This is a genomic window from Streptomyces sp. cg40 (assembly GCF_050320165.1).
Classification (GTDB): Bacteria; Actinomycetota; Actinomycetes; order Streptomycetales; family Streptomycetaceae; genus Streptomyces; species Streptomyces hokutonensis.
On record NZ_CP190128.1, the window covers coordinates 6,933,927 to 6,960,926 of the forward strand.

Sequence of the window (27,000 nt, forward strand, 5' to 3'; positions counted from 1 at the left end):
CTCAGCTCCCCGTCGGACGTACGAGCGCGGTCGCGGTGCGGGCGAGGATGCAGATGTCCTGCCACAGCGACCAGTTGTCGATGTACGCGTTGTCGAACCGGCAGCGGTCCTCGATCGAGGTGTCGCCGCGCAGCCCGTGGATCTGGGCGAGGCCGGTGATGCCGGTCTGCATCCGGTGGCGGGCCGCGTAGCCGGGGTAGGTCTGGCTGAACTGCGCGACGAAGTAAGGGCGTTCGGGGCGGGGGCCGACCAGGCTCATGTCGCCCCGGAAGACGTTCCAGAGCTGGAGCAGTTCGTCCAGCGAGGTCTGGCGCAGGAAGCGGCAGAAGCGGCTCATCTGGTGTTCGCCCGCGACACTCCAGCGGGTCGCCGCCTCATGCTCGTCGACCGGGCGGTGGGTGCGGAACTTGAGGAGGGTGAAGGGGCGGCCGTCCTTGCCGATGCGTTCCTGGCGGAAGACGACGCCGGGTCCGTCGGTGAGCCGGAGGACCGTCGCGCATACCAGCAACAAGGGGCTGACCAGGAGGAGCAGGATCCCCGACACCAGGACGTCCAGCGCGCGCTTCCCGAAGCTGCCGCGCCTGCGGGAGCCCAACTCCAGCCGCCGGCAGGCGAATCCGGCGAGCTGGTCGCGCATCTCGTACGAGGGGGAGTCGGCGTCGACCTCCCAGACCGTGCAGCCCGACTCCGCCAACGCCCGCAGCAGCGGCCCGCGTTCGGACCGTACCGAGGGATGCACGGTGAGGACGGCGCGGACGCCGTTCTGGATGAGGGCGCGTTCGACCTCCTCGCCGGTGGTCAGCACGGGCAGACCCTCGGTGCCGTCCGGGTGGTCGGCGACGATGCCGATCGGCTCGATCCCGCACCCCGGGTGCCGTAGCACCGCCGCCGCGACGCGCTGTGCGGTGGTCGCCGGGCCGATGACCAGGGCGGTGCGGGGGTGGTTGAGGAGGGCCTTGCGGCGGCGGTGGTGGACCGCGCCGCGGGTCACGCAGGCGGTCGCCGTCTGGAGGGCGAAGCCCAGCAGGAGGGTGCGTGCCGACAGGGCGCGGTCGGGGGCGTAGGCCGCCGTGAGGGTGCCGAGCGCGAGCCAGGCGACCGCGATCCGCCCGCAGACGGCGGGCAGTTCGTCCAGGACGCGCGGTACGGCCCGGGGGAGGTGCGGGCGCAGCAGTATCGAACCGGCGATCAGCAGCGCCACCAGCAGCGGCCGGCGCTGGCCGCCGGTCAGCGCGAGGGCGCCCAGCAGGGCCGCGGCGAGGTCCGCGCCGAGCAGCGGCAGCGGTGAGGCCGGGCGCGCGGGCGGGCGGCGGACCGGGAACCGGAAACCGCCGCCGGTGCGCCGCGGGATGACCGAGACGTTCGAGGATCCGTGGTCCCGTGGCTGTCCGCCGGGGGAGGGGACGGTGCTTTCCGCAGTCACGAGTGGATGGACTCCCTGCACTCGGAGGGCACGACGGGTTCGCCGCCGAGCAGGTCGCGATAGACCCCCGCGACCTGCTCGGCGGTGTGCCGCACGTCGTGCGTGGACTGGACGTACCGGCGTCCCTGGTGGCCGAGGGACTCGCGCAGCAGCGGGTCGAGCAGCAGCTCGGCGACGGCTCCGGACAGCACCGCCGGGTTGCCGGCCGGGACCAGGCAGCGCGGGGCGAGACCGGGGGGCAGGCTCTCGCGGGCGCCGGCCACGTCGGTGACGACGACGGGGCGCCCGCAGGCCATCGCCTCCAGCGGCGCCAGTGCCATGCCCTCCCAGCGCGAGGGCAGGACGACGAGGTCGGCGGCCTGGTACCAGGGCACCGCATCGGCGACGGCACCCGCGAACAGCACGGATTCCGGCGCGAGTTGGCGCAGCGCGTCCCGGTCGGGTCCGTCGCCGACGAGGACGAGCCGCGCCCTCGGCACCCGCCGGAGCACCACGTCCCACGCCCGCAGCAGGACGTCCTGGCCCTTCTGCCGGCACAGCCGCCCCACGCACACCACCAGCGGCGCCGTCGGATCGACCCCGGCGAGCTGCTCGATCCCGGCCCGTACGGTGTCCACGGCGGCCGGGTGGAAGCGCTCGGCGTCGATGCCGTTGGGGATCACGCTCCAGCGGCTCCGGACCCCGGCCCGCAGCCCGGTCGTGCGCTCCGCCTCGCTCACGCACACCGTCCGGGTGGCCCACCGCGCGCCCCACCGCTCCCAGCCGACGGCGAGCGCGGCGGTGACCCCGCCGACCGCTTCGAACGACCAGGCGTGCGGCTGGAACACGGTCGGGATCCGCCCCCGCACGGCGAGCCGCCCGGCCAGACCGGCCTTCGCGCTGTGCGCGTGCACCAGATCGGGCCGCACGTCCTCGACCACCCGGGCGAGCCGCCGTACCTCCGAGACGAGCGCCGGACCCGGCGACCGCGTGGCCTCCCACCGGCGTACGTCGGCGCCGAGCGCCCCGATGCCGTCCGCGAGGGAGCCGCCCTCGGGGCAGGCGACCGTGACGTGCAGGCCGGCCGCGAGCTGGGCCCGCGTCAGATCCGTGACGACCCGGGCGACCCCGCCGTCCACGGGCTGGGCGAGGTGCAGGACCCGTGGCCGGGGGTCGGTGGCTGACTGGTGGTGCATTGCGCGGTTTCCTCGCTCACGGGTGGCGCTCGGGACTGCGGGCGGGAACGCGCCTCACTGCTGGGCGTCGACGGCGACGAAGAGCGCCCCGAACCACGCCGCGTCCCGCTGGGAAACGAGCCGGAAGGCAAGCTGGTCACCGCCGGGGCGCAACGCCTTCCCGAGATCGAACACATCGGAGTCGTAGCCGAGCGTGTTCGCATACGCGGGCGCACGCTCCGAAGGCGCCGCCCCCGGGTCGCTGATCGTGGAATTCAGTACGTCGTCACGGGGATTGGCGCCGTCACCGAGCGGGATGGCGTTCGTACGACCGGTCGAGAGCGTGAGCGAATCCCCGGTCCGGCCGCGATCCCCGTTGTACGCCACCACGCCCGCGCGTCCCCCGGCGTGCGCGGGCGTGCGCAGGCCGCGCAACCGGATCTCCGCGCCGGTCCGGGAGTTCAGCGCGTCGAAGCCGTCCCACAGCTCCAGCCGGCGCAGCGGCTCCTGCGGCTTCTCGTACGCCACGACGAGTGTCCAGCCGCCCCACGCGCCGGCCGCCGACCGGCCCATCGCCGTGTTGACCTGGGCCACCGTGTAGAGGCCCGAACCACTCTCCCGGACCAGTGCGGTGACGTCCGCCGAGGCCTGGAAGGCGTCCGCGCCGTCCGCCACCCGGTGTCCCACGACCGTGTCCGCGAGCACTTCCTTGTAGTCGCCGCCGGGCTCCGCGATCAGCACCCGCCCGTTGTCCTTGGCCGGCTTCTGCTCGCCCACGCGGAGGTTGCCGCCCCAGTACAGGCGTGCGTACGTGGCCCGGGCACCCTCGGGCAGCCGGACCTCCGCGCGGGAGGAGTTGTAGGTGTTGGGATCGCGGTCGACGTCGACGTAGAACATGTCGAAGTCGCCGTTGACCGCGGCCTCCCCCTCGCGCACGGAGAGGCAGGCGGCCGAGTCCGTACGGCAGCTGATGGAAGTGTTGGCCGCGCGGACGAAACCGCCGTGCTGGAGGGCCTGGTAGCGCTGGGCGGGGGCGATGCGTTCCGTCTCGGCGGGCGGGGCAAAGGCGCCGGAGGCGGCCGGGGCCCAGATCGTGGCGAGGGCGAGGGCGGCCGTCGACGCCCGGCGCAGCAGCGGACCCTGGGAATTGCGCATGACCGGCGGTGCCCTTTCGGGAAGTACGGCCCCTATGTGCGATTTGCTGGCTATAGGGGTACTTCGGGAGGTGCGCAACTCTAGTAGCTATCCGGATTAATCCGTCGAAACGTGACAAGTGTGTCGGAATGGTGAAGTTCGGCCCTGTGGCACATCACCCCATTGGCGGCACAACCCCGGTGAGCGCCGCGCGTTGACACAGCGCCGGGCATCCCCGCCCGGGTGTTTGTTTCAACCCCAAGGAGCACCTCTCCATGTCGCGTATCGCGAAGGGCCTGGTCCTGACCTCCGTTGCCGCCGCCGCCATGGCGGGCACCGCCGGCATCGCCGCCGCCGACAGCGACGCGCACGGCGCCGCCGCCCACTCCCCGGGCGTGCTGTCGGGCAACGTCGTCCAGGTTCCGGTTCACATCCCGGTCAACGTCTGCGGCAACACCGTCAACGTCATCGGTCTGCTGAACCCCGCGTTCGGCAACACCTGCGTCAACGACTGACGTCCGCGCGCATCCCTTCGGCCGGCCGTCTCCCCGTGGTCCTTCCACGGGGAGACGGCCGGTTGGCGTTGGGGGGCGGGTGAAGGCCGTTGCCCCGAATGGGCGGTAGCGGCACCGGTCCGGCGGTCCGGTCTTGACATGGCCCTCACCAGGCACGACGTCGTCCGTACGGCTGACGGGCGGTCACCCGGCGCGATCGACCGGTTGCAGATGGTGGTGAGCGCTTTCACGGTGGGCTCAAGATCTCAAAGCACCACCGAAAGGAACACCCCATGCGTGGTCTGCCCGCACGGCGCATCGCGTCCTCCGTACTCTGTGCCACCGTCCTGATCGGGATCGCCGGCCCCGCCGCCGTCGCCGCCGACAACGACTCGGCGCGGAAGCACGTCCACGCCGCGCCGGGCGTGCCGGTCCCTGGAGCCGACGGGCTGCTCGCCCAGGTCAAGGGCCTCGGCGATGTCGGCAGCGTGCTCACCCCGGTCACCGACCTGCTCAACCAGGTGCTCAAGGCCGACAACGGACAACTCTCCGCCGACCAGGCGCAGAAGCTCGTCGACACCGTGAACGAGGCCGTCGCCAAGATCACCGCGGCGGCTCCGGCCGCTCCGGCGGTTCCCGCGGCCCCGGCCGTGCCGGCGGCTCCCGCCGTACCGGCTGTTCCGGCCGTTCCGGCGACGCCCGCGCTGCCCGCCACCCCTGCCCTGCCCGCGACTCCCGCGCTTCCCGCGACGCCGGCCCTGCCCGCGCTGCCGAAGAGCGGTGACGACTCCAAGGGCAGGAAAGCGCCCGCCGACCTCGCCGGGGACGCCCTCGCCTCCCTGCAGAAAGCGGTCGCCGGCCTGCTCGCCGCCGTCACCTCCGGCGATGTCGGCGCGGTCGTGCCGGCGGTCACCGGTGTGGTGACGGGCCTCGTCAACGTGGTCGCGGCCACGCTGCTGGGCGGCGGGCTGCCCGCGCCGAGCCTCGCTGGTCTGCCGGCGCTGCCCGCGCTGCCGTCCACGTCCTCGCTCCCCGCGGTGCCGGCGACCCCGGCCCTGCCGGCGGTGCCCGCCGTTCCGGGAGTGTGAGGCGGGCAGTCGTAGAAAAGGCCGTTGGGCCGGTTCTTTCCGGGACCGGCCCAACGGCCTTTTCATATGAGGATGGGAAACGCCGATGAGACACACACCGCATTCGGGTGGGGGAGCAGAAAGTTTCTGCGCACGGGTTTCCGGCCCGGCCGGAACTCGTTACACACGGCGACAGAATTCCCTCTGGTGACATCAGTTGCCGAAGAAAGGAACACGATGAAGTCCCTGAAGGCTGCCGCTGTCGTTGCCGGGTCCGTCGCCCTCGCCGGTGCCGCCGCGCCCGCGTTCGCCTACAGCCCCGCCGACGTGACGCCCACCAGCCTCACCGGCGCCGTCAACACCCTCACCAGTGGCCGGATCCAGCCCGTCGACGTGATGCCGCTCCAGCACCAGTCGGACGCGCTCGACACCGAGAACAAGCAGTCCCCGCTCAGCACCGTCAAGGGTGCGGCCGGCGCGCTGAACCAGCACAACCCGCTGCTCGGCGGTCTGCCGCTGCAGGGCTGAGTCCGCCGGTGGTGTTCGAGGGGCGTCGCGAGGCGTCCCTCGTTCGTGTGGCGGGTCGACCGTGCCATCGGCCGGACGGGTGAGAACGCGTCCGGTGGCCTTCCGGCCCGTCGATAAGGTCGCGCGGTGACCTCAACCTCAAGCGAAACGCGCCCCTTCCGCGTCGCCGACCTCGGCACCCTCGTCGTCCTGGCGTGGAGCGGCGAGGCCCCCGACGGGGACATGCCGTACCTCCTCGCCTACACCCTGGGCGACGCCGCGGACGGCCCCGAGGCCGCCAGCGCCGCGGTGGAACGACTGCTGACCGACAACGGCCTCCCGGTCGGCGGCGACGTCGTCGACGGAGCCACCCGGCCCAGCCTGCCGATCACCATGCTCGTCGAGTCGGGGCAGGCCGTCCTCAACATGCCGCAGCTCAACGCCCAGTGCGTGCCGCCGCCCGAGTGGCTCGCGGCGGTCGGCGAACGCGGCTTCGCCTACCTGGTGTTCACCACCCGCCCCTGGCCCGAGGCCGAGCCGGGCAAGCCCGTCACCCCCGAGGCGCTGGCCGAGTTCGCGGGCGCCGAGGAGACCCTGACCGCCGCCGCGCACGTCGTCCTGCCCGCCCGCAGCCTGCGCGGCTGACGACCGGACAGCGGGCGGGAACACCGGTTCCGGCCCGCTGACGGGAAGATGGTTCCGGCCCGCCGATGGGAATTCGGGAAAAGCTGATTACTGCGGCACTCGGGGGAATCTTGAACTGGTCTCCTGCCCGGGATCGTTACCCGGTCAGCAGACAGTGCCTCCGAATTCCGAAAGGGACCGTACTCGAGATGAAGTCGACCACCCGAGGAACCATCGCCGCCGTCGTCACGGCCGTGGCGGCCGCGACCGGCGCCGCCGCCGCGACCCCCGCCGCCGCGCTCGGCACGGTCCCGGTGCCCGTGCCCCTGGGGGGCGCGGAGAGCGCCCTCGGCATGGAACTCCCCAAGCTGGGCGGCGAGATCCCGGTGCCCATGCCGGGCACCCCCGAGGGCCCGCGGTACGTCGAGGGCCGGCTCATCCCGGAGCACGCGCTGCCCCAACTCCCGGTCCACGGCGGCCTGCCCGGCATCGGCCTGCGCGCCCCGCTGCCGCACGTCCTCGGCGACGGCTTCGACCACGTCGCCGTCAGCACCCCCGCCTCCGACCTGCGCACGCTGGCCCCGGGCCTCGCCCTGGACGCCCCGCTGACCCCGCCCAACCCCGACAACTTCGGCCTCCCGGACCTGAAGGCCCCCCAGGCGGGCATCCTGGCCCCGGTCCTGCAGACCGTGCCGGGCGCGGACCTGGTCACGGGCGCGGGCCTCTAGCGCCGTAGCGCGGGAGCGAATACGGCCGTACTGCTGGAGCGGCAGCGGCAGCGGCCGTAGCGCAGGAGCGGACATGGGCCCGGGTGGTGCGACCCGGGCCCTTCCGCATGTCATGGCATGTCATGGGCGCGTTCGGACGGTGACCGTGCGGGGGTTCGGACGGTTAGCCCCTCGAACGGTCGGAACGGACGAGGGAGTTGGGCCATGAGCGTGAGTGTCGGTGGAGTGTCGGTGGGGCGGGAGCCGGTCAGACCCGGGTCGGTGCGCAGGACGCGGCGGGAGGCGCTGCGCGGGGCGTTCGGTGCCGTGCTCGGGGTGGCGCTGGTGCCGGTCGTCGCGGCCTCCCGGCCCACCCGCTCCGGTGAGGATCCCGGGGACACCGCCTTCGACGAGACATACCGGGGCCGTCGTATCCACGGTGTGCTGAAGGGGAGTTGGCAGGTGACGGTCGACGGCCGGCCACTGCATCTCATGCGCCGGGCCGACGGCACCTGGCTGAGCATGGTCGACCACTACCGCTCGTATCCCACCGCCCTGGAGGCGACCCGCGCGGCCGTCGACGAACTGAGTCCCGGCCGTGAACTGCGGGAGGCGGACGGGCAGATGGGGCAGATGCACATGGGGGGAGACCATGGCGTACACGCGTAAGGACGTCAGCACGCTCACCGCCGCCGAGAAGCGGCGGTTCGTGGCGGCGATGCTGGAGATCAAACGGCGGGGCGAGTACGACGAGTTCGTGCGCACGCACATCGAGTTCTTCGTGCCCGACGGGGAGTACGGGCTGCGCTCCGCGCACATGGCGCCCTCGTTCCTGCCCTGGCACCGGCAGTTCCTGCTGGACCTGGAGCGGGCGTTGCGCCGGGTCGACTCCTCGGTGACGGTGCCCTATTGGGACTGGACGCGGGACCGCGGCGCGAGTGCCCTGCCCTGGACGAAGGACCTGCTCGGGGGCACCGGGCGGCGCTCCGACCACCAGGTGACGACCGGGCCGTTCGCCTACGCGGCGGGCAAGTGGAAGATCACGGAGAACATCACCGACGAGCCGTACCTCACAAGGGACTTGGGCCGGGCAGGCGCCCCGATCGCGCTGCCGACCAAGAGCGACCTGGACGGGGCGCTCGCCGACCCGGTCTACGACGTCGCGCCCTGGGACTCGACCTGCCGCACGGGGTTCCGCAACCGGCTCGAAGGGTGGGGCACCGGGTCCGGCAGCGCGTCCTGGCGCAACCACAACCGGGTCCACAAGTGGGTCGGGGGCGTGATGCTCGGCGGCGCCTCCGTCAACGACCCGGTCTTCTGGTTGCACCACGCCTTCATCGACCTCCAGTGGTCGCGCTGGCAGAACCGGCACCGCGGCGCCCGCTACCTCCCGGCGAAACCGCCGGGACCGGGCGACGACCAGGAGGGGCGGATCGTGGCACGGCAGCAGCGGCTGCCGCCGTGGGACGTGACACCGGAGCAGCTGGAGGACGTCAGCCGTATCTATCGCTACGCCTGACCGGTCCATCGCTACGCCTGACCGGTCGCGGACACGGGGAGAGCCCCGGCGCCTGAGGGTGCCGGGGCTCTTCGCGTACGTCCGCGTGTGCGGTCGAATCAGTGGCCGTAGCCGTTGTCGCCGTAGCCGCCCGGGCCGGGGTGGCCGCCCTTGCCGTGGTCGCTCACGTTGGCGCAGGTGTTGCCGAACGCCGGGTTCAGCAGGCCGATCACGTTGATGGTGTTGCCGCACACGTTGACCGGGATGTGGACCGGCACCTGCACGACGTTGCCCGACAGGACGCCGGGCGAACCGACGGCCGCACCCTGCGCGCCCGCGTCCGCCATGGCCAGACCGGCGCCGCCGAGCGCCACGGCGCCCGTGCCGAGAGCGACCACGGCCGCCTTCGCGATGCGAGACATCACGTTCTCCTTTGGTTTCGGTGAGTGCGGCGGCAGGACTCGCCGTCGCACTTCGGGTTCAACGCGGCGGCCCAGGCCTGGTAACGGCGCCGACCCGGAGATCACCCGTTTTGAACAGGACTTCGAGCGCCGGGAGTGGATGTTCGACGGCAGGAAAATCGGTGTTCCCGGCGGGTGCGGTCGCATAGCCTCCCGGCATGGCAACCGACCAACTGTTCCGTCTGTTCGCCGAGCAGAACCGCGTACGTGCCTTCGCGGCGGTGGCCCTGGGCGCGGAGAACTCCGAGCAGGTCGCCGAGGTGGCCGGCCTGACCCCGAAGGGGACGGCCCTCGCCCTGCTCAAGCTGCGCGAACAGGGCGTGCTGAAGACCATGGACGACGGCGAACTCCGCGTCGACTACGACCTGTTCAGGAACCTCGCGCGCGAGGCCGAGGAGCCCGCCGAGGAGGCTCCGGTCACCGGCGACGAGCACACCGACATGATCCTGCGGACCTTCGTCCGGGGCGGCCGGCTGATCCGCCTCCCCGCACAGTGGACCCGCAAGCAGGTCGTGCTCCAGCACATTGCCGAGCAGACCTTCGCCCCCGGCGTCGAATACCCCGAGCGGACCGTCAACGAGAAGCTGCGCGCCTGGTGCGACGAGGGCGAGGTCGACCATGTGACGCTCCGCCGCTACCTGGTGGACCTCCACCATCTGCGGCGGGGCGACGGCATCTACCGGCGCGTCGGGGCGTGATCCACGTCAACTGCGGGGCAGGCGCCCGGCTTTGCGGCGGCTGCGGCGCGGGCGCTCGACTCCACAGCCGCTGACGCATGGGTGTCCGGTTCTACGGCAGCCGTCGTACGGGCGCCCGGCTTTACGCCAACTGCCGTACCGGCCAACGGTTCTACGGCAGCTGTCGTACGGGCGAACCCGCCAGGTAGGCCCGGATGTTCTCGACGGCCTGGCCGTAGTACGTCGTGTAGTTGGCGTGCGACACATAGCCGAGGTGGGGTGTCGCGAGCAGTCGCGGTGCCGTGCGCATCGGGTGGTCGGCGGGGAGGGGCTCGATGTCGAAGACGTCGATTCCGGCGCCGGCGATGCGGCCCTCGTGCAGCGCGGCGAGCAGGGCGTCCTGGTCGACGATCGCCGCGCGGGACGTGTTGACGAGATACGCGGTCGGTTTGAGGAGGGCGAGTTCGGCGGGGCCGAGGAGTCCGCGGGTCCGGTCGCCGAGGGCCAGATGGACCGAGACGAAGTCGCTCTCCGCGAGCAACTCCTCCTTGGAGGAGGCGAGTTGTACGTCGAACTCGTCCGCGCGTTCCTTGGTGAGGTGCCGGCTCCACGCGGTGACGCGCATGCCGAAGGCGAGTCCGATCGTGGCCACCCGGCTGCCGATCTTCCCGAGTCCGAGCAGTCCGAGGGTACGGCCGTGCAGGTCGGCGCCGACCGTCTGCTGCCAAGGGCCGCCCGCGCGAAGGGAGTTGCTCTCCTCGACGATGCCCCGGGCGAGGCCCAGCAGCAGCGCCCAGGTCAGTTCGACCGGCGGGGCCGAGGAGCTGGCCGTACCGCACACGGTGACACCGTGCGCCTCGGCGGCCGCGTAGTCGATGACCGTGTTGCGCATGCCGGAGGCGATCAGCAGCTTCAGCCGGGGGAGGCGGGCGAACAGCGAGGCGGGGAACGGGACGCGTTCGCGCAGGGTGACCACGATGTCGGCGGTGGCGAGGGCGGCTGCCAACTCGTCCTCGCCGTCGAGGTGTTCACGCAGGCTGACGACGTCCACCGCGTCCTCGACGACCGTCCAGTCGGCGAGTTCGGTCGCCACGTTCTGATAGTCGTCGAGGACAACACAGCGCAAGGTCACGGAGGAACGCTACTCCTTGTTCCTTACTCCTTGGCCAGTGAGTTGGCCGTGCGGGTCGGCTTGCCCAGAGCCCAGAACAGGACGCCCAGGAGGATGAACCCGACGAGCGGTACGGCCTCCGTGAGGAGGTACTTCACGCGCTCGGCGTGGGTCCAGCCGTCCGGGAGGTAGTCGGCGCCGAACCAGGCGTCACCGGCTCCCGGGGCGATCAGCTGAACGCTGGCGAACAGGATGAGCACGGTGAGCACCACACTGATCAGGATGGGGAAGGGTGCCCTGTAGGGGCGGGGGACGTTCGGGGCCTTGTAGCGGAGTACCGCGAGGGCCGGGAAGATGCCCAGGTAGCTGATGAGCGTGGTGGAGATGGCGAGACCGAGGACGGCGCCGAAGAGCTTGGCCGCGCTGCCGTTGGTGAGCTGGTGGGCCAGGACCAGGACGAGGGTGGAGACCAGGCCGCTGAGGATGTTGACCCGGACCGGTGTGCCGAACCGGCTGGAGATCACGCCGAGGAAGCGGGGCGCGGCGCCGTCGTAGCCGGAGACGGCGAGGGCGCGGTCGGAGCCCATGACCCAGGTGACGCCGGAGGACAGCACGGTGAGGATGAACAGGATCGCGGCGATGTCCCCGAGCACGGTGCCCGCGCCGCTGCTGGTGATGGTGCCGTCGGCGGCCACGTTGCCGCCGTAGACGGTGAAGACCTGGCGGATCGCGTCCAGGAAGCCGCCGAGGCCGGTGATGGCCTTGACCGGGAGGACCAGCAGGATGCCGAGGATGGGCAGCGCGTAGAGGAGCACGGACAGGGCGGCGCTGCGGAAGATCGCGAACGGCACGTCCTTCTGCGCGTCGGTCATCTCGTCGCCCGCGGTGTTGGGCAGTTCGAAGCCGACGTAGTTGAACATCAGGACGGGCACCAGGCCCACGAAGCCCGCGTACGTCGGGGAGAAGTCGCCGGGGCCGAAGCCGTGCAGGCCGTGCTTGATGCCGTAGATGACGACCGTGATCGTGAAGAAGCCGAGGAGGACGAAGCGGCTCCAGGCGCCGATGGTCGGGATCCACTTGCCGACGTCGAAGGAGAGGATCGCGGCGAGCACGCCCACCCAGATGAAGACGAGGGCGAAGGCGTAGAAGGCCGGGGTGCTCAGGTCCTTGCCGTCGTTGAAGAAGGTCGTGAACGCGGTGACGGCGGCGACGGCGAGGGTGCCGCCGAGCCAGACCGGGTTGGTGATCCAGTACAGGAAGTTGTTGACGGCGCCCGCGAGGCGGCCGAAGGCGCGGCTGGTCCAGATGTAGGGGCCGCCCTCCTCGGGGAACGCGGCACCGAGCTCGGCGATCAGTAGCGCCGAGGGGATGAAGAAGATCACGGCCAGCACGATGAGCCAGGTGAACGCCTCGGCGCCGGAGGAGGCGACCGTGCCGATCGTGTCCACGCCGACGATCGTGCAGAGAAGGAAGAAGAGGATGTCGAAACGGCCGAAGTGCTTGCGCAGCTTCTGCCGCTCCGTCTGCGCTGCGGCCGGCATGTCGGCCGGCTCAAAAGCTGTCTGACCAGCGGCCACCGGGGGGCTCCTGCGGGGACGAGGGGCGGGATTCGGCCAATGATCGGTGCGGATGGGGAACCCCACAAGCGTTCGGGGGCAAGTCTTGACCATTACGTGTCCATTGGGGCGTAACGGAAATCGGGGGGAAACGTGGGGGTGATCGGGGCGGGGGCGGGGGAACGTCCCCTGCCGGTGGGGTTCCAGGCACCGCACGTCACGCCTACTGCGGATCGGCATGCTGCCGCTCTCGCGGGTGATCGCAACAGCCGCGCCTTGATAACCTCACGGCCCGCGCGCGCTCCCTCGGCGCCGCGCCGGCGGACCAAGTCAGGAAGGGCGGCCTCGTGACGGACCCGGCGGACCTGGCTCTGGCGCACCGCCTCGCCGACCGGGCGGACCTCATCGCTCGTCGCCACTTCTCGGCCGCGGCCGTCGAATCCCGGACCAAGAGCGACGGGAGTCCGGTCACCGACGCCGACCGGGAGATCGAACTCGTCCTTCGCTCCTTGATCCGCCAGGAGCGCCCCGACGACGCGTTTCTCGGTGAGGAGTTCGGCGCCCAGGGGCACGGCAGACGGCGCTGGATCATCGACGCCATCGACGGCACCGCGAGCTTCGTCGCCGGTGAGCCGGAGTGGAGCACGCTGATCGCCGTCGAGGAGGACGGTCGCGTCATCCTGGGCATGGTCTCCGCCCCCGTCCTGGGCCGTCGGTGGTGGGCCGGGCCGGACTCGGGCTCCTGGACGGGACCCTGCCCCTCCGACTCGGCCGTACCGGCGCGCCGGTTGGCGCTCACGGAAGGCGGTAGTGCCCAGGACGCGGCCATCGGCATCTGGCCGCCTCCGTCCAGGCTGAACCGGCAGGAGCGCAGCGTGGCCGCGAGACTTGCCCGGGGCGTCTCGCGGGTCGTACCGCCGCTCGACTGGACCGCGGCGGATCCCACCGCGCCGGCGCCTCGCAAACCGTCCGCCGGATCCGGCACCTGCCACGGCGCCCTCCTGGTCGCGACCGGTCAGCTGGACGCCTTCCTCCTCCTGGGCGCCGGCCCCTGGGACATCGCCCCGCTGATTCCCGTCGTCCAGGAGGCCGGCGGTACCTTCAGCGACCTCACCGGCCAGTACCGGACGGACACCGGAGCCGCGCTGTTCGCCCGCCCCGGACTCCACCGGCAACTCCTGGACATCGCGGCGACCGCCGACTGAACTGCCCGTTCCCCCGGGCACGTTGTGCCGCCCTGCACGGCGGCCGGGGGACAGGTCCTGGTCGGGCGGGACGGAAGACCGAGTCGGTCCGCAAGGGCGGGCCGGTGCCTCAGAACCCCCGGAACACGCCGTCGCCGTCGGCCGCGTCGGCGAACTCGTGGAAGTCCATGTTCGCGCCCGAGAGGTTGTTCTCGATGCTCCACAACTCGGCTGCCACGACGCGAACACACCGCTCGGCCGTCAGGTCCACCACGAGGAGCGGCCGTTCGGTCGAGGCGAGGGCCGCGGAATCCGCGAGGACCACAAGCGGATGCTGATACTCCACAGGGACGAGGTCGAGGATCCGGTCGGGCGTCAGGCCCTCGTACTGCCGGTCGTCGACGAACGCGACGTCGGGCAGAAAGCCGTCCTCGTTGGGGGAGGACAGCGCCTCGCGAACGGCGTTCCAGGCGGCGTCCGACGAGAAGTCGGTGCGCACGACGAGGGCTTCCAGGGCGCAGGGGAACTGGTTCATTCGGCCTTCGGTGATCCAAACGACCGGTACACGCAGGTCAGAGACTCAATGGCGCCCCCGGCAGGACTCGAACCTGCGGCCAAGCGCTTAGAAGGCGCCTGCTCTATCCACTGAGCTACGGGGGCCGGGTGTGGTGGCCTCGGTCGTGGTGTGCCCGGGTGTGGGCCGGTCCGTGACGTTGCCGGGGACAAGGATAGGGCTCCCGGGTCCTTGTCCCTGTTGCTTCCCCTCCGTGGCTCGATGTGGAGGTTCGGTGAAGCGGTCCTGATAATCGCAGGCAGGTACGAATCGTGCATCGCTTTTGGTGCCCCGCGCCACGGGTGTTGTGCACTCGTTATGCCTGGACTGTGCCCATGCCCCAGTCATCCCTTCCGTCCGTTGTGTTCTGTCGGCGCGCAGACATGCTCATATGCTTCAGAATTCCCCCAAAATTGGGCATTCTTCACATGTGGTGACCTTGGACGTACGGCCTCAGCTGCTCGACGCACTCTCCGCCCTGCGCGACCGTGTCGCCGCCGCACGCTTCCCGCTGCCCCTGGCGGGGGCTCCACGCGCGCGTGCCAACCGCGACGAACTGCTCGCCCAGCTCGACGACTATCTGGTGCCCCGCCTGAAAGAGCCCGAAGCGCCCCTGCTGGCAGTGGTCGGCGGTTCCACCGGCGCGGGCAAGTCGACGCTCGTCAACTCCCTTGTGGGGCGCCGGGTCAGCGAGGCCGGCGTGCTGCGCCCGACGACCCGCACACCGGTGCTGGTCTGCCACCCGGAGGACCATCACTGGTTCAGCGGGATGCGCGTGCTGCCCGACCTCACGCGCGTGTGGGTGCCCCATCAGGACCCGGGGGACGAGTTGCTCCTCCCCGGTGAGGACGGTATGCGCGTGCTGCGGGTCGAGACCGCCGACTCCCTCCCGCGCGGAATCGCCCTCCTGGACGCGCCCGACATCGACTCCCTGGTCGCCGACAACCGGGTGCTGGCCGCCGAACTGATCTGCGCCGCCGACATCTGGGTGATGGTCACCACGGCCGCCCGCTACGCCGACGCCGTGCCCTGGCATCTGCTGCGCAGCGCCAAGGAGCACAACGCGACCCTGGTGACCGTCCTCGACCGGGTCCCCCACCAGGTGGTGTCCGAGGTGTCCAGGCAGTACGGCGCCCTGCTCGCCAAGGCCGGACTCGGCGACGTACCGCGCTTCACTGTGCCCGAACTCCCGGAGTCCGCCTGGGGCGGGGGCCTGCTCCCGGCCAGCGCCGTGGCGACACTGCGGAGTTGGCTCGTGCAGCAGGCCCAGGACCCCGGGGCCCGGCACCAGTCGATGGCCCGCACGGCCTACGGCGTCCTCGACTCGCTCAAGTCGCGGATGCCCGAGCTGGCCGGTGCCGCCGCGGCCCAGTACGCCGCCGCGCTGCGGCTCACGGCCGCCGTCGACGGGGCGTACGACAGCGAGCACGCGCGCGTGCGGGGCCGGTTGCAGGGCGGGGCCGTGCTCGCCGGGGACGCGTTGAAGCGCTGGCGCGCCTTCCCGCTCGACTGCTCCGCCGGCGAACTCCTCGACGCCCTTGCCGAAAGCCTCGCCGCCCTGCTCCTGTGCGCCGTCGCGGCCGCCGACGAACGCGTCGACGACGCCTGGCGCCGCGAACCGGCCGCGAGCGCCCCCGAGCTCACCGACCGCGACCCCTCGCTGGAGAGCGCCGAGCACCGCATCGGGATGGCCGTACGGCGGTGGCGGCGCGAGCTGGAGGAGTACGCCGAGGAGGAGGTCGCCGACCTCGACCGGAGCATCGCGCCCGACCCCGAGGTGGTCGCCGCCCTCGTCGCCACCGCGCTGCTGGGCGGCCGTAGAGCGAGGTCCGCGGGGGAGGGGCTCGCCGAGCGGATCGGCGCCCACGGGGCGCTGCGGCTGCGCGACCGGGCCGGGCGGCTCCTCAACGACCACCTGGACCGGGTCGTGCACACCGAGCGCGAACGGCGGCTCGCCCCGCTCGACGCCCTCGACGTGCACCCCGAACCCCAGGCCGAACTCATCGCCGCGCTGTCCGTACTGCAGAAGGAGAGGTGACCGGTGACTGCCGTCACTGACCAGGACCACACGGACGAGATGGACCACGCCGATCACGCCGACGACGGCCGCGACGCGGACGTTAAGGACGAGCGCCCTGAAAATCCCTCCCCCGTAGAGGCCGCACAGGAAATCGGCGACCAGGAGGACACCGACGGCCACGCGCGCGTGCGGGCCGACGGCACCTCCGGCCCTACGGAATCCAAGGCGGCCGTGGACCCGACGAACCCCGCGGACCCCGAAGAGCCGACCGGCTCCTGGGACGACGGGCTCATCGCGCGGCGGGTCAACGAGGCCACCGCCGCGCAGCAGGCCGCCGCCGTGGAGATCAGGGCCTCCCGGGGGCAGCAGACGGCGCACCCCGCCCAGGTCCCGGCCCCGTTGGCGTACGACGGGCCGCTACGGTCCCGTCTCGACGCGCTGCGCGAGCTGGTGGGGCTCTCCAGGACCCGGCTCGACAGCGGGACCCTGGCGGAGGCGGGGCGGGTCCTCGACGAGGCCGCCGCGCGGCGCAGGCTCTCAGGGCAGCACACCGTGGTCGCCATCGCGGGCGCCACCGGCAGCGGCAAGTCGCAGCTCTTCAACGCGCTCGCCGGAGTGGCCATTTCGGAGACGGGCGTACGACGGCCCACCACCGCCGCGCCCATCGCGTGCAGCTGGAGCGACGGCGCGGCCACCCTCATCGACCGGCTCGGCATCCCGGGGCGGCTGCGCAGGCGCCCCCTCCAGAGCGCCGAGATGGAGGCCCAGTTGCGCGGGCTCGTCCTGGTGGACCTGCCCGACCACGACTCGGCGGCCGTCGCCCACCGCGAGCAGGTCGACCGGGTGCTGGCGCTCGTCGACGCGGTCATCTGGGTCGTCGACCCGGAGAAGTACGCCGACGCGATCCTCCATGAGCGCTACCTGCGGCCGATGGCGGGCCACGCGGAGGTCATGTTCGTCGTCCTCAACCAGATCGATCGGCTCCCCGGGGAGGCCGCCGACCAGGTCCTCGACGATCTGCGGCGGCTGCTCGACGAGGACGGGATCGCGCTGGGGGAGTACGGCGAACCCGGTGCGACCGTGCTGTCCCTGTCCGCGCTCACCGGCGACGGCATCCCCGAACTGCGCGAGGTTCTGGGCCAGTTCGTGGCGGATCGTGGAGCGGCGGCACGGCGAATTTCAGCCGATGTTGACGCGGCCGCCTGGAGACTGCGGCCCGTCTACGCCACGGGGCGGCGGACCGGGCTCAGCGAGGAGGCGCGGGACGAGTTCGCCGCGCGGCTCGCGGACTCGGTGGGCGCCACCGCGGCGGGCGAGGCGGCCGAACGCGCCTGGCTGCGCAACGCCAACCGGGCCTGCGGCACGCCCTGGCTGCGGCTGTGGCGCTGGTACAGCGACCGGCGCGAACCGACCACCGGCCGACTGCCCGTCCGCGCCCAGGCGGACGAGGAGGCCACGGCACGCCAGCGCGTCGAACAGGCGGTCCGCACCGTCGCCGACCGGGCCTCCGGCGGGCTGCCCGCGCCCTGGGCGCAGGCGGTGCGGGAGGCGGCCGTACGCGGGGCGCAGGGGCTGCCCGAGGCGCTCGACGAGCTGGCGGCGCGGGCCGGGCTGCCGGTGGGGCGCCCGCCGCGGCCGGGGTGGTGGCCGGCGGCCGTACTGGCGCAGGCGTCCATGACGATCCTCCAAGTCGTCGGCGGGCTCTGGCTGTTGGGCCAGATCATCGGGTTCATGGCGCCGAACCTGGGGGTGCCGGTGCTGCTGATGGTGGCCGGCATCATCGGCGGCCCGCTCGTCGAGTGGAGCTGCCGGATGGCGGCCCGCGGCCCCGCCCGGCGCTACGGCCTCGACGCCGAGCGGCGGTTGCGGGAGGCCGCGGCGGGCTGCGGCCGGGCGCGGGTGCTCGATCCGCTGGCCGCCGAGCTGCTGCGGTACCGGGAGGTGCGGGAGCAGTACGCGAGGGTCACGGGGGCGGGCGTCGGGGCCGGGTGAACGGCGGGCGTCCTGGCCGGGTGAACCTCGGTCCGAACGTCGTTCGCTCGTCCGGGTGACGAGGTTTTCCACAGGTGGGCGGCGGTGCACAGCGATCGGCGGGCCCGGCTCGGCGGAGGCAGTCTGACTGCAGCCGTACGGGACGGGCCCGTACGCGTTTCCGCCCGGCCGTCGCGGTCGGGTGAGGGAGGGATGTGCGATGAACGAAACCATGGTCTGCGCGGTGGGCAACGTGGCGACACCGCCGGTGTACCGGGAGTTGGCGGCGGGACCGTCGGCGCGGTTCCGGCTCGCGGTGACCTCGCGGTACTGGGACCGCGAGAAGAGCGTCTGGACGGACGGCCACACCAACTTCTTCACGGTGTGGGCCAACCGGCAGCTGGCCACGAACGTGGCGGCGTCGCTGACGGTCGGTGACCCGGTCGTCGTCCAGGGCCGGTTGAAGGTGCGCGAGGAGGCGCGGGAGGGGCAGCCGAACCGGTCCTGGACGGACCTCGACGCCGTGGCGATCGGCCACGACCTGGCGCGCGGCACCTCGGCCTTCCGGCGGGCCAACAGGCCGGACACGGCGGCCTCTCCGCCCCGGCCCGAGCCCGACTGGGAGACCCCGGCCGGGGATTCCGCCGACGCCACCGAGCGACAGGACCGGCAGCGGCAGGCCGAGCCCGTCGTGGTGACGTGATGTCAGTGAATGCCCCGAGCTGATCGAACTACGGCTTTTCCGCGGCTTATCGATGAATGCGTTCCGAATGGCTCGGTGGATTTATCGATAAGCCATGCTCGCGGGTGATCTTGGCGATAACGATTCCGATTCGGAACGGTTATCGGATCACCCGACTGGAGAACGTGGTGCGCCAGCCTCCTTAGGATGCCGGACATAGCTCGGGCACAGCTCTCGGCGCTACAGATTCTGCTGGTGGGACCACGCCACGCCCCCACGCCCATGGGTCCTGCTCGAAGGGGAATTCCGTGTCTTCTGCGTTGTCTGTCTTCTCCGCGCTGTCACCACGTGGCCGGGGCACCGTGCGCCTCGTCGCCGCGACCTGGGCGTGCGGACTCGCCGCCGCCGCTGTGCTGGCCGGTGCGGGCCCGGCCGTGGCCGACGAGACACCGCAGACCCAGGGTGGGGCGACGGCCACGATAGGCGGGCTCAAGACGTACGGCGACGCCGTGATCCACGACGCCGGCGGCAGCGATGTGCAGGTCTCCGCGGGCCTGTTCGAGATGTCCGTGGACGGCGGCGGCACCCTCCAGACGTACTGCGTCGATCTCCAGAACCCCACCCAGCGCGACGCCAAGTACCACGAGACCGCGTGGAGCGGCACGTCGCTGGGCACCAACAAGAGCGCGGGCAAGATCCGTTGGATCCTCCAGCACTCCTACCCGCAGGTGAACGACCTCGCGGCGCTCTCCGCGAAGGCCGGCACCAAGGGCCTGACCGAGAGCGACGCGGCGGCCGGCACCCAGGTCGCCATCTGGCGCTACTCGGACGGCGCCGACGTCGACGCGGTCGACCCGCAGGCGGAGAAGCTCGCGGACTACTTGCAGAAGAGCGCGCGTGACGTCGCGGAGCCGCAGGCCTCGCTGACCCTCGACCCGCCCGCGGTCTCCGGCCACCCCGGCGAGCGGCTCGGCCCGGTGACGGTGCACACCAACGCGAACGGGGTGACGGTGAGCCCGCCCGCGGACGCCGCCACCACCGGGGTGCGGATCGTCGACAAGGACGGCAAGGCCGTCACGTCCGCGGCGAACGGCAGCCAGGTCTTCTTCGACGTCCCCGAGGACGCGGCGGCCGGATCGGCCGAGCTGACCGTGCAGGCCTCCACGACCGTGCCCGTCGGCCGGGCCTTCACCTCCGAGAACCGGAGCCAGACACAGATCCTCGCCGGCTCCAGCGAGTCGACGGTCTCCGCCGCCGCCGACGCGGACTGGGCGAAGACGGGGGCCGTACCGGCACTGTCGGCGCGGAAGAACTGTGTCGCGGGCGGCGTGGACATCACGGCGGCCAACGAGGGCGACGAGACGTTCACGTTCACGCTCATGGGGGTCGAGCACGGCATCGACGCCGGGGAGTCGCAGACGGTGACGATCCCGCTCCAGGAGGACCAGGCGTACGACTTCACGATCACGGCGCCGCACGGCTACGAGAAGCGGTTCGCCGGGGTCCTCGACTGCCGGACGCAGAGCGACGCGGGCGGCACCGTGACCCAGACGCTCAGCGAGCCCAGCCCCGCCACGGTGGGCGGCACCGCCGCCGACACCAACCTCGCCGAGACGGGCGGCTCCGCCATCACCCCGATGATCACGGTCGTCGCCCTCGGCCTGGTCGGCATCGGTGCCACCGCCCTGATCCTGCTGCGGGACCGCAAGCCCGGACAGCAGGGCTGAGCGGTACAGCACACGGCCGAGCCCCAGCTCACAGCCCCCTCGTCCATACGCGTTTCCCCCGAGGGGCAGGGGTCAGGCAAGATGGACTACATCTGCCCACTCCAGATTTCAAGCTGCCGGACGGTTTCTCTTGGCTGAGTACATCTACACCATGCGCAAGACGCGCAAGGCGCACGGCGACAAGGTCATCCTTGACGATGTGACGCTGAGCTTCCTGCCCGGCGCGAAGATCGGTGTGGTCGGACCTAACGGTGCCGGTAAGTCCACCGTTCTCAAGATCATGGCGGGCCTCGAGCAGCCCTCCAACGGCGACGCCTTCCTGTCGCCGGGGTACAGCGTCGGCATGCTGCTCCAGGAGCCCCCGCTCGACGAGTCGAAGACGGTCCTGGAGAACGTGCAGGACGGCGCCGCCGAGATCATGGGCAAGCTCAAGCGGTTCAACGAGGTCGCCGAGCTGATGGCGACCGACTACTCCGACGCCCTGCTCGACGAGATGGGCAAGCTCCAGGAGGACCTCGACCACGCGAACGCGTGGGACCTGGACACGCAGCTGGAGCAGGCCATGGACGCCCTGGGCTGCCCGCCCGGCGACTGGCCCGTCACCAACCTCTCCGGTGGTGAGCGCCGCCGCGTCGCGCTCTGCAAGCTGCTGCTCGAAGCGCCCGACCTGCTGCTCCTCGACGAGCCCACCAACCACCTGGACGCCGAGTCCGTCCAGTGGCTGGAGCAGCACCTCGCGAAGTACCCCGGCACCGTCGTCGCCGTCACCCACGACCGGTACTTCCTGGACAACGTCGCCGAGTGGATCCTCGAACTCGACCGCGGCCGAGCCCACCCCTACGAGGGCAACTACTCCACCTACCTCGACAAGAAGGCCTCCCGCCTCAAGGTCGAGGGCCAGAAGGACGCCAAGCGCGCGAAGCGTCTGAAGGAGGAGCTGGACTGGGTCCGCTCCAACGCCAAGGGGCGTCAGGCCAAGTCCAAGGCGCGACTGTCGCGCTACGAGGAGATGGCCGCCGAGGCGGACAAGATGCGGAAGCTGGACTTCGAGGAGATCCAGATCCCGCCGGGCCCGCGCCTGGGCTCGATCGTCGTCGAGGTCAGCAACCTCTCCAAGGCCTTCGGCGACAAGGTCCTCATCGACGACCTCTCCTTCACGCTGCCGCGCAACGGCATCGTGGGCGTCATCGGCCCGAACGGCGCCGGCAAGACGACCCTCTTCAAGATGATCCAGGGCCTGGAGACCCCGGACTCCGGCTCCATCAAGGTCGGCGAGACCGTCAAGATCTCCTACGTCGACCAGAGCCGCGAGAACATCGACCCCAAGAAGTCGCTGTGGGCCGTCGTCTCGGACGAACTGGACTACATCAACGTCGGCCAGGTCGAGATGCCCTCCCGCGCCTACGTCTCCGCGTTCGGCTTCAAGGGCCCCGACCAGCAGAAGCCGGCCGGCGTCCTCTCCGGAGGTGAGCGCAACCGCCTCAACCTCGCGCTCACCCTCAAGCAGGGCGGCAACCTGCTGCTCCTCGACGAGCCGACGAACGACCTCGACGTCGAGACCCTGGGCTCGCTGGAGAACGCGCTCCTGGAGTTCCCGGGTGCGGCCGTGGTCGTCTCCCACGACCGCTGGTTCCTCGACCGGGTCGCCACGCACATCCTCGCCTACGAGGGTGACTCCAAGTGGTTCTGGTTCGAGGGCAACTTCGAGTCCTACGAGAAGAACAAGGTCGAGCGGCTCGGCCCGGACGCCGCGCGTCCGCACCGCGCCACCTACAAGAAGCTGACCCGGGGCTGATCTTCTTGCGCCACATCTACCGCTGCCCACTGCGCTGGTCGGACATGGACGCGTACGGCCACGTCAACAACGCGGTCTTCATCCGCTACCTGGAAGAAGCCCGCATCGACTTCCTGTTCCGCCCGGAAAAGGATTTCAAGCAGGGCTCGGTAGTGGCACGCCACGAGATCGACTACAAACGCCAGCTCGTCCACCGGCACCACCCGGTCGACATCGAGCTGTGGATCACCGAGATCAGGGCGGCGTCCTTCACCATCACCTACGAGGTGAAGGACGACGACCTGGTCTACGTACGGGCCTCCACGATCGTCGTGCCGTTCGACTTCGAGACACAGCGACCGCGCCGGATCACCGCGGAGGAACGGGAGTTCCTGGAGGGATACCGGGACGACACCGAGGAGGAGGCCGTCGCCGCATGACGGTCCTCCACCTCGCCGACGAAGGGGAGGCGGCGGATCTCGCGGCCTTCCTCTCCCGGCTGCTGCACTACGACCGCGGCGCCGCCGTCCGCCTCCAGGCGGCCGGCACGGCCCTCGCCGTCTTCGGGCGTCCGCCGTCCTTCGAGGTGCTCGCCATCCGCGCGGTGCGCCTCGCCAAGCCGTACGAGAACGGCCTCGACGCCACGCTCGACGTGACCGTCTCCGCCGGTGAACTCCTGGAGTCCCTCGACGAGTCGGCGGCCACGGCCCGGGTACCGGCCGCGGTGACCGGCCCGCCGTGGGCCGGGGTGCTGCCGCCGCGCGGCGGCTGGGCCCCCGAGTCCGGGCTGCCGGAACCACAGGCGCTGCGCGGGATGATCGCCGCCGGGGTCGCCGAATTCCGGTCCCGTACGCAGGAGTTGGCGCCGGAGGGCCGTACCCGAACCGAACTCGACCGCATAGGGCGGGAGATCTGGTCCCGGACGGTCGGCGACACCTCGCTGCCGGTGCGTGCGGTGCACGCGGCCCAGTCGCTCGGATTCCTGCGCCCCGGCGGGGAGCCGGGCCTCTTCTCGTCCGGCGCGTGGCTCCGGCTGCGCACGCCGTACGGCTCGATTGCCGTCCGCAGGGCGGGAGTCGGCGCACTCGGCGTCAGCGTGCGCTGAGCGCGCCGTTCAACTCCCCGCAGGACAAAGGGCGTTCAGCTCCCCGTACTCAGCCCCGGTGCTCAACCTCCCGTGCGCAGCCCTCCGCGCTCAGCCCGCTGTGTTCACCATCGAAGCGGCCGCGTACGTCAGGTAGTTCCACAGCGTGTGCTCGTGTTCCTCGGACAGGCGGAGTTCGTCCACGGCGACCCGCATGTGCCTCAGCCAGGCGTCGTGCGCGGCCTGGTCGACCTGGAACGGGGCGTGGCGCATGCGCAGCCGCGGGTGGCCGCGGTTGTCGCTGTACGTCGTGGGACCGCCCCAGTACTGGATCAGGAAGAGAGTCAGGCGCTCCTCGGCCGGGCCCAGGTCCTCCTCCGGATACATGGGCTTCAGCAGCGGGTCCCCGGCGACACCCTCGTAGAAACGGTGAACGAGCCGACGGAAGGTCTCCTCCCCGCCGACCTGCTCGTAGAAGGTCTGCTCCTGAAGCGTGCCGCGCCGAATCTCTTTCACGCTCCCATGGTCTCAGACGCCGTGGCGGAGGACTTCGGACTTAGGACCTTGGCCGAGGGGACCGCTTCGTCCGAGGGGACCGCTTCGTCCGAGGGGACCGCTTCGTCCGAGGGGACCGCTCGCCTCCCCGGCCCTGCCGCAGGACAGTGGACGTATGGGCACACACGCTCCCGGCAGGGAACTGGACGCCGTGGCCGGCCCCGCGCGGGCGGAGCTGGTGCGGCGGATCGGGCTGAGCGGGGCGTGGGACGCGGACCCGGGGTGGCGGGCGGTGTTCGAGGCGGTGCCGCGGCATCTCTTCGTGCCGTACTACTACGTCGGTGTCGCCGGCGGCTACGAGCGGCTGTGGGGCGCCAGCCCCGACCCGCGCGTCCGGGAGCGCTGGCTGCGCGGGGTGTACGACGACGCACCGCTGGCCACCCGGCTGCGCGACGGCGAGCTGGTGTCGTCGAGCAGCCAGCCCTCGCTGATGGCCAGGATGCTCGTCGAGCTGGCGGTGACGGACGGCAGCCGGGTGCTGGAGATCGGCGCGGGCACCGGCTACAACGCGGCGCTGCTCGCCCACCGGCTCGGCGACGGCCTGGTGACCACCGTCGACCTGGAGCCGGAGATCACCGAGTCCGCGCGCACCCATCTCGCCGGCGCCGGGTACCGCCCGAGAGTCGTCACCGGCGACGGTGCCCGCGGAGTGCCCGAGCACGCGCCCTACGACCGGATCATCGCGACCTGCGCCCTGCCCTCGGTGCCGCCCGCCTGGCTCGCCCAGTGCAGCCCCGGAGCCCGTGTCCTGGCGCCGCTCGCCACCGGACTGATCGCGCTCACCGTGCGGGACGCCGAGCACGCGGAGGGCGGCTTCCTGGACACGGCCGCGTACTTCGTGCCACTGCGCGGCACCGGTCCCGACCCGGCGGACGAGATCCCGCACCGGTCCGGCGACCACGAGCTCTTCCGCTTCCTGCTCACCCTCACCCACGGCGCCCTCGACCCGCAGGAGGCCCGCGAGTTGTGGGAGCGCGAAGGGAGGCCGGGGCGCGAGCGCTACGGCGTCACGGTCGCCGGCGGCCGGGTGCGGGCGTGGCTGGACGACCCGGAGGGGCCGTACAGCTGGCCCCTCCGCTGACGCCTGTCAGCCTCAGCCTCAGCCCCTGCGGACCGTGATCGTCGTCCAGGCGCCGACGTGCACCCGGTCCCCGTCCTGCAACGGCACCGGCACGAAGGGCTGGATGGGCTCCTCGCCGCCGTTGACCGTCGTACCGTTCGTCGAGTTCTGGTCGACGACCGCCCAGCTGCCGTCGGGCTGCTGGACCAGTACCGCGTGCTGGTGCGAGACGCCCGGGTCCTCCGGCGGCACCGACAGGTCGATGTCGGGGGACTCGCCGGTGGAGTGCCGGCGGCGGCCGATGGTGATCTGGTTGCCGGTGAGCTGGCGCTGCTGCTCGGGGGAGTACGCGGGCAGGTTGAGACCCGCGGCCTCCGGGCCCGAGCGCTGCATCATCGCCATGAAGTACTCGCGGTCCGGGCCGATCGTCGCCAGCCACGTCGTCGGCTGCTGCTGGTACGCCGGGCGGGGCGGGGGCGGGGCCTGGGTGGAACCGGGCTGCGGGTAGCCGTAGCCGCCACCGCCCTGTCCGGGACCGCCTGGGCCACCGGGACCGCCCGGGGAGCCGGGGGTCGGCGGGGAGATCACCCAGTCGTCGTCACCGCCGCCGAAGGACGGGCCGCCCTGCTGCGGACGGCTCGTCTCCTGCGGGAACCCGGGCGGGGCCGGAGGGGCGGACTGCTGGAACGCCTGCGGGGCGCCGCTGGTCTGACCCGGGCCCGCGGACGGGGTCGGGCCGGGCGGCGGCGGAACCGGCCGCGAGCGGTCGGGACCGAAGTTGGAGGGACCCTGCGGGTTCGAGGGGTCGCCGAACGGTGCGGGCGGGCCCTGCCGCTCGCCGCCGAAGGCACCGGGACGGCCACCGCCGAAGTCGCCCTGGCCGGGTCGCTCGCTGCCGAACTGGCCGCCGGGGCCCGGAGGTTGCTCGTTGCCGAACGGCCGCCGGCCGGACGCCTCGTTGCCGAAGGGCGGCGGGGGCGGGCCGGAGGGCTCGTTGCCGAACGGCCGCGGCGGACCGGACGGGTCGTTGCCGCCGAAGGGCGCGGGACCGCCGCCCTGGCGCTCACCGCCGAAGCCGGAGGAGCTGCTGGGGCCACCGGGCCCACCGCCCTGACGTTCCCCGCCGAAGCCCGACGGGTTGCCGGGACCGCCGCCCTGCCGCTCGCCGCCGAAGGCAGCCGGACCGCCGGGGCCGCCCTGTCGCTCGCCGCCGAAACCCTGCGAGCCGCCGGGGCCGCCGGGGCCACCTTGGCGATCGTTGCCGAAGCCCTGCGAACCCTGGCCACCGGGAGCACCGGGCCCACCGGGACCGCCCTGCCGCTCGCCGCCGAAGCCCTGCGCGCCCGGGCCGCCGGGAGCGCCCGGTCCGCCCTGGCGTTCGCCGCCGAAGCCCTGTGCGCCGCCGGGGCCGCCCTGCTGCTGCCGCTCCCCGCCGAAGCCGCCGGGGCCGTTCGGACCCCCAGGACCCCCAGGAGCGCCCGGTCCGCCGGGTCCGCCGGGTCCCGCGGGACCGCCGGCGCCGCCGGGCCCACCGGCACCGCCGGGCCTCCCGGACCGGTTGGTCGGCTCGCTGCCGAAGGGTATGGGCTCGGCCGGGCGGTTCACCTGTGACGGGCGCGAGCCCTGGTACTCGTAGGAGTCACCGCCGTACGTCGGACCGGGCGGCGGCTGCTGGAAGCGGGCCGCCGGGCTCGGGCCGGGGTTCGACGGGCGCGGGGCCGCCGGGGTGTAGGAGGTCGCCGTGTTGGTGAGGAAGTTCCACCGGCACTCCTCGCAGAAGGGCGCACCGCCCTCACGGGGTGTGCGGCACTGCGGGCAGAGCTCCGCCTCGGCGTTCGGGCGCGCGGGCGGCGGGAAGCCGTAGCCGCCGCCGGGGGGCGGTGGAGGGGGCGGGGGTACGGCACCGGCCATGCGGTGACCGCAGACCTCGCACCAGTCGTCGGAACCCGACTGGTGTCCGTTCGGGCAGGTCGGCAT

At 72.1% G+C, this 27,000-nt stretch carries 26 protein-coding genes and 1 tRNA gene; 17 read left to right on the forward strand and 10 right to left on the reverse strand.

The window, feature by feature from the left end:
* Position 1 precedes the first annotated feature (1 nt).
* The 3 genes from ACQHII_RS31165 to ACQHII_RS31175 are packed head-to-tail and all read right to left on the reverse strand — an operon-like array spanning position 2 to position 3,732.
* Complete coding sequence (locus ACQHII_RS31165; RefSeq protein WP_427922392.1) at positions 2–1,423, reverse strand: sugar transferase; 1,422 nt, start codon at positions 1,421–1,423, stop codon at positions 2–4.
* Positions 1,420–2,598 carry a glycosyltransferase gene (locus ACQHII_RS31170; protein ID WP_427922393.1) on the reverse strand — a complete coding sequence of 393 codons (1,179 nt, stop codon included), beginning with the start codon at positions 2,596–2,598 and terminating at the stop codon, positions 1,420–1,422. The genes ACQHII_RS31165 and ACQHII_RS31170 overlap by 4 nt, the downstream gene beginning before the upstream one ends.
* 54 nt (positions 2,599–2,652) lie before the next feature.
* Positions 2,653–3,732 carry a DUF3344 domain-containing protein gene (locus ACQHII_RS31175; RefSeq protein ID WP_427922394.1) on the reverse strand — a complete coding sequence of 360 codons (1,080 nt, stop codon included), beginning with the start codon at positions 3,730–3,732 and terminating at the stop codon, positions 2,653–2,655.
* 254 nt (positions 3,733–3,986) lie between these two features.
* On the opposite strand from ACQHII_RS31175, the gene chpG reads away from it, so the two are divergent.
* From chpG to ACQHII_RS31210, 7 genes are all read left to right on the forward strand, one after another.
* Positions 3,987–4,226, forward strand: a complete 240-nt coding sequence (gene chpG / locus ACQHII_RS31180; protein WP_019065678.1) for a chaplin ChpG — start codon at positions 3,987–3,989, stop codon at positions 4,224–4,226.
* 272 nt (positions 4,227–4,498) lie between these two features.
* Positions 4,499–5,293: a hypothetical protein gene (locus ACQHII_RS31185; RefSeq protein ID WP_427922395.1), complete on the forward strand. Its 795-nt coding sequence runs from the start codon at positions 4,499–4,501 to the stop codon at positions 5,291–5,293.
* 216 nt (positions 5,294–5,509) lie between these two features.
* A complete protein-coding gene (locus ACQHII_RS31190; protein ID WP_019065677.1) occupies positions 5,510–5,800 on the forward strand; it encodes a hypothetical protein in 291 nt (96 codons plus the stop codon).
* Positions 5,801–5,926: 126 nt separating this feature from the next.
* The gene (locus tag ACQHII_RS31195) at positions 5,927–6,424 is read left to right on the forward strand and encodes a DUF5949 family protein (RefSeq protein ID WP_019065676.1); all 498 of its coding nucleotides are present in this window, start codon (positions 5,927–5,929) and stop codon (positions 6,422–6,424) included.
* A 188-nt stretch (positions 6,425–6,612) separates the two neighbouring features.
* A complete protein-coding gene (locus tag ACQHII_RS31200; RefSeq protein ID WP_427922396.1) occupies positions 6,613–7,131 on the forward strand; it encodes a hypothetical protein in 519 nt (172 codons plus the stop codon).
* A gap of 204 nt (positions 7,132–7,335) precedes the next feature.
* Positions 7,336–7,779, forward strand: coding sequence for a tyrosinase family oxidase copper chaperone (locus ACQHII_RS31205; RefSeq protein ID WP_427922397.1), 444 nt, complete (start codon positions 7,336–7,338; stop codon positions 7,777–7,779).
* Positions 7,763–8,629, forward strand: coding sequence for a tyrosinase family protein (locus ACQHII_RS31210; RefSeq protein ID WP_427922398.1), 867 nt, complete (start codon positions 7,763–7,765; stop codon positions 8,627–8,629). The genes ACQHII_RS31205 and ACQHII_RS31210 overlap by 17 nt, the downstream gene beginning before the upstream one ends.
* Positions 8,630–8,727: 98 nt before the next feature.
* Here the strand turns inward: ACQHII_RS31210 and ACQHII_RS31215 are convergent, their stop codons facing one another.
* Complete coding sequence (locus ACQHII_RS31215) at positions 8,728–9,030, reverse strand: chaplin (RefSeq protein WP_427922399.1); 303 nt, start codon at positions 9,028–9,030, stop codon at positions 8,728–8,730.
* Between the two features lie 197 nt (positions 9,031–9,227).
* On the opposite strand from ACQHII_RS31215, the gene ACQHII_RS31220 reads away from it, so the two are divergent.
* Positions 9,228–9,767 (forward strand): DUF2087 domain-containing protein, encoded by a 540-nt coding sequence (locus ACQHII_RS31220; RefSeq protein WP_427922400.1) that lies wholly within the window; start codon positions 9,228–9,230, stop codon positions 9,765–9,767.
* Between the two features lie 151 nt (positions 9,768–9,918).
* On the opposite strand, the gene ACQHII_RS31225 is transcribed toward ACQHII_RS31220, so the two are convergent.
* Both ACQHII_RS31225 and ACQHII_RS31230 read right to left on the reverse strand, forming a co-directional pair.
* The gene (locus ACQHII_RS31225; protein WP_427922401.1) at positions 9,919–10,878 is read right to left on the reverse strand and encodes a D-2-hydroxyacid dehydrogenase family protein; all 960 of its coding nucleotides are present in this window, start codon (positions 10,876–10,878) and stop codon (positions 9,919–9,921) included.
* Between the two features lie 23 nt (positions 10,879–10,901).
* Entirely contained in the window at positions 10,902–12,434 is a 1,533-nt protein-coding gene (locus ACQHII_RS31230) for an APC family permease (protein WP_427922402.1), read from the reverse strand.
* A gap of 326 nt (positions 12,435–12,760) precedes the next feature.
* Between ACQHII_RS31230 and ACQHII_RS31235 the strand changes: the two genes are divergently transcribed.
* Entirely contained in the window at positions 12,761–13,618 is an 858-nt protein-coding gene (locus ACQHII_RS31235) for an inositol monophosphatase family protein (RefSeq protein ID WP_427922403.1), read from the forward strand.
* Between the two features lie 109 nt (positions 13,619–13,727).
* Here the strand turns inward: ACQHII_RS31235 and ACQHII_RS31240 are convergent, their stop codons facing one another.
* Together ACQHII_RS31240 and ACQHII_RS31245 are read right to left on the reverse strand one after the other, a co-directional pair.
* Positions 13,728–14,132 carry a DUF6924 domain-containing protein gene (locus tag ACQHII_RS31240; RefSeq protein ID WP_427922404.1) on the reverse strand — a complete coding sequence of 135 codons (405 nt, stop codon included), beginning with the start codon at positions 14,130–14,132 and terminating at the stop codon, positions 13,728–13,730.
* 49 nt (positions 14,133–14,181) lie between these two features.
* Positions 14,182–14,257 (reverse strand) — tRNA-Arg (locus ACQHII_RS31245).
* A gap of 323 nt (positions 14,258–14,580) precedes the next feature.
* On the opposite strand from ACQHII_RS31245, the gene ACQHII_RS31250 reads away from it, so the two are divergent.
* The 7 genes from ACQHII_RS31250 to ACQHII_RS31280 all read left to right on the forward strand — a co-directional run bounded on the left by ACQHII_RS31250 (position 14,581) and on the right by ACQHII_RS31280 (position 23,429).
* Complete coding sequence (locus ACQHII_RS31250; protein ID WP_427922405.1) at positions 14,581–16,188, forward strand: dynamin family protein; 1,608 nt, start codon at positions 14,581–14,583, stop codon at positions 16,186–16,188.
* A 3-nt stretch (positions 16,189–16,191) separates the two neighbouring features.
* Complete coding sequence (locus ACQHII_RS31255) at positions 16,192–18,162, forward strand: GTPase (protein WP_427922406.1); 1,971 nt, start codon at positions 16,192–16,194, stop codon at positions 18,160–18,162.
* Between the two features lie 199 nt (positions 18,163–18,361).
* Complete coding sequence (locus ACQHII_RS31260; protein ID WP_427922407.1) at positions 18,362–18,844, forward strand: single-stranded DNA-binding protein; 483 nt, start codon at positions 18,362–18,364, stop codon at positions 18,842–18,844.
* A gap of 287 nt (positions 18,845–19,131) precedes the next feature.
* A complete protein-coding gene (locus tag ACQHII_RS31265) occupies positions 19,132–20,550 on the forward strand; it encodes a Cys-Gln thioester bond-forming surface protein (protein ID WP_427922408.1) in 1,419 nt (472 codons plus the stop codon).
* 130 nt (positions 20,551–20,680) lie between these two features.
* Complete coding sequence (ettA, locus tag ACQHII_RS31270) at positions 20,681–22,345, forward strand: energy-dependent translational throttle protein EttA (RefSeq protein ID WP_399118127.1); 1,665 nt, start codon at positions 20,681–20,683, stop codon at positions 22,343–22,345.
* Between the two features lie 5 nt (positions 22,346–22,350).
* The gene (locus ACQHII_RS31275; RefSeq protein WP_427922409.1) at positions 22,351–22,764 is read left to right on the forward strand and encodes an acyl-CoA thioesterase; all 414 of its coding nucleotides are present in this window, start codon (positions 22,351–22,353) and stop codon (positions 22,762–22,764) included.
* Positions 22,761–23,429, forward strand: coding sequence for a hypothetical protein (locus tag ACQHII_RS31280; RefSeq protein ID WP_427922410.1), 669 nt, complete (start codon positions 22,761–22,763; stop codon positions 23,427–23,429). The genes ACQHII_RS31275 and ACQHII_RS31280 overlap by 4 nt, the downstream gene beginning before the upstream one ends.
* Positions 23,430–23,519: 90 nt before the next feature.
* On the opposite strand, the gene ACQHII_RS31285 is transcribed toward ACQHII_RS31280, so the two are convergent.
* Positions 23,520–23,924 (reverse strand): globin, encoded by a 405-nt coding sequence (locus tag ACQHII_RS31285; RefSeq protein ID WP_427922411.1) that lies wholly within the window; start codon positions 23,922–23,924, stop codon positions 23,520–23,522.
* A gap of 154 nt (positions 23,925–24,078) precedes the next feature.
* Here ACQHII_RS31285 and ACQHII_RS31290 point away from each other — a divergent pair, with 154 nt between their 5' ends.
* Positions 24,079–25,044, forward strand: a complete 966-nt coding sequence (locus ACQHII_RS31290) for a methyltransferase domain-containing protein (RefSeq protein ID WP_427922412.1) — start codon at positions 24,079–24,081, stop codon at positions 25,042–25,044.
* An 18-nt stretch (positions 25,045–25,062) separates the two neighbouring features.
* Here ACQHII_RS31290 and ACQHII_RS31295 read toward each other — a convergent pair whose 3' ends face one another.
* A complete protein-coding gene (locus tag ACQHII_RS31295) occupies positions 25,063–27,000 on the reverse strand; it encodes an FHA domain-containing protein (protein WP_427922413.1) in 1,938 nt (645 codons plus the stop codon).

Excerpts from the sequence above, each read along its gene's own strand:
- ACQHII_RS31170 (WP_427922393.1), bottom strand. The coding sequence starts at position 2,598 with ATGCACCACCAGTCAGCCACCGACCCCCGGCCACGGGTCCTGCACCTC.
- ACQHII_RS31175 (WP_427922394.1), bottom strand. The coding sequence starts at position 3,732 with ATGCGCAATTCCCAGGGTCCGCTGCTGCGCCGGGCGTCGACGGCCGCC.
- chpG (WP_019065678.1), top strand. The coding sequence starts at position 3,987 with ATGTCGCGTATCGCGAAGGGCCTGGTCCTGACCTCCGTTGCCGCCGCC.
- ACQHII_RS31185 (WP_427922395.1), top strand. The coding sequence starts at position 4,499 with ATGCGTGGTCTGCCCGCACGGCGCATCGCGTCCTCCGTACTCTGTGCC.
- ACQHII_RS31190 (WP_019065677.1), top strand. The coding sequence starts at position 5,510 with ATGAAGTCCCTGAAGGCTGCCGCTGTCGTTGCCGGGTCCGTCGCCCTC.
- ACQHII_RS31200 (WP_427922396.1), top strand. The coding sequence starts at position 6,613 with ATGAAGTCGACCACCCGAGGAACCATCGCCGCCGTCGTCACGGCCGTG.
- ACQHII_RS31205 (WP_427922397.1), top strand. The coding sequence starts at position 7,336 with ATGAGCGTGAGTGTCGGTGGAGTGTCGGTGGGGCGGGAGCCGGTCAGA.
- ACQHII_RS31210 (WP_427922398.1), top strand. The coding sequence starts at position 7,763 with ATGGCGTACACGCGTAAGGACGTCAGCACGCTCACCGCCGCCGAGAAG.
- ACQHII_RS31215 (WP_427922399.1), bottom strand. The coding sequence starts at position 9,030 with ATGTCTCGCATCGCGAAGGCGGCCGTGGTCGCTCTCGGCACGGGCGCC.
- ACQHII_RS31220 (WP_427922400.1), top strand. The coding sequence starts at position 9,228 with ATGGCAACCGACCAACTGTTCCGTCTGTTCGCCGAGCAGAACCGCGTA.
- ACQHII_RS31240 (WP_427922404.1), bottom strand. The coding sequence starts at position 14,132 with ATGAACCAGTTCCCCTGCGCCCTGGAAGCCCTCGTCGTGCGCACCGAC.
- ACQHII_RS31260 (WP_427922407.1), top strand. The coding sequence starts at position 18,362 with ATGAACGAAACCATGGTCTGCGCGGTGGGCAACGTGGCGACACCGCCG.
- ACQHII_RS31280 (WP_427922410.1), top strand. The coding sequence starts at position 22,761 with ATGACGGTCCTCCACCTCGCCGACGAAGGGGAGGCGGCGGATCTCGCG.
- ACQHII_RS31290 (WP_427922412.1), top strand. The coding sequence starts at position 24,079 with ATGGGCACACACGCTCCCGGCAGGGAACTGGACGCCGTGGCCGGCCCC.
- ACQHII_RS31295 (WP_427922413.1), bottom strand. The coding sequence starts at position 27,000 with ATGCCGACCTGCCCGAACGGACACCAGTCGGGTTCCGACGACTGGTGC.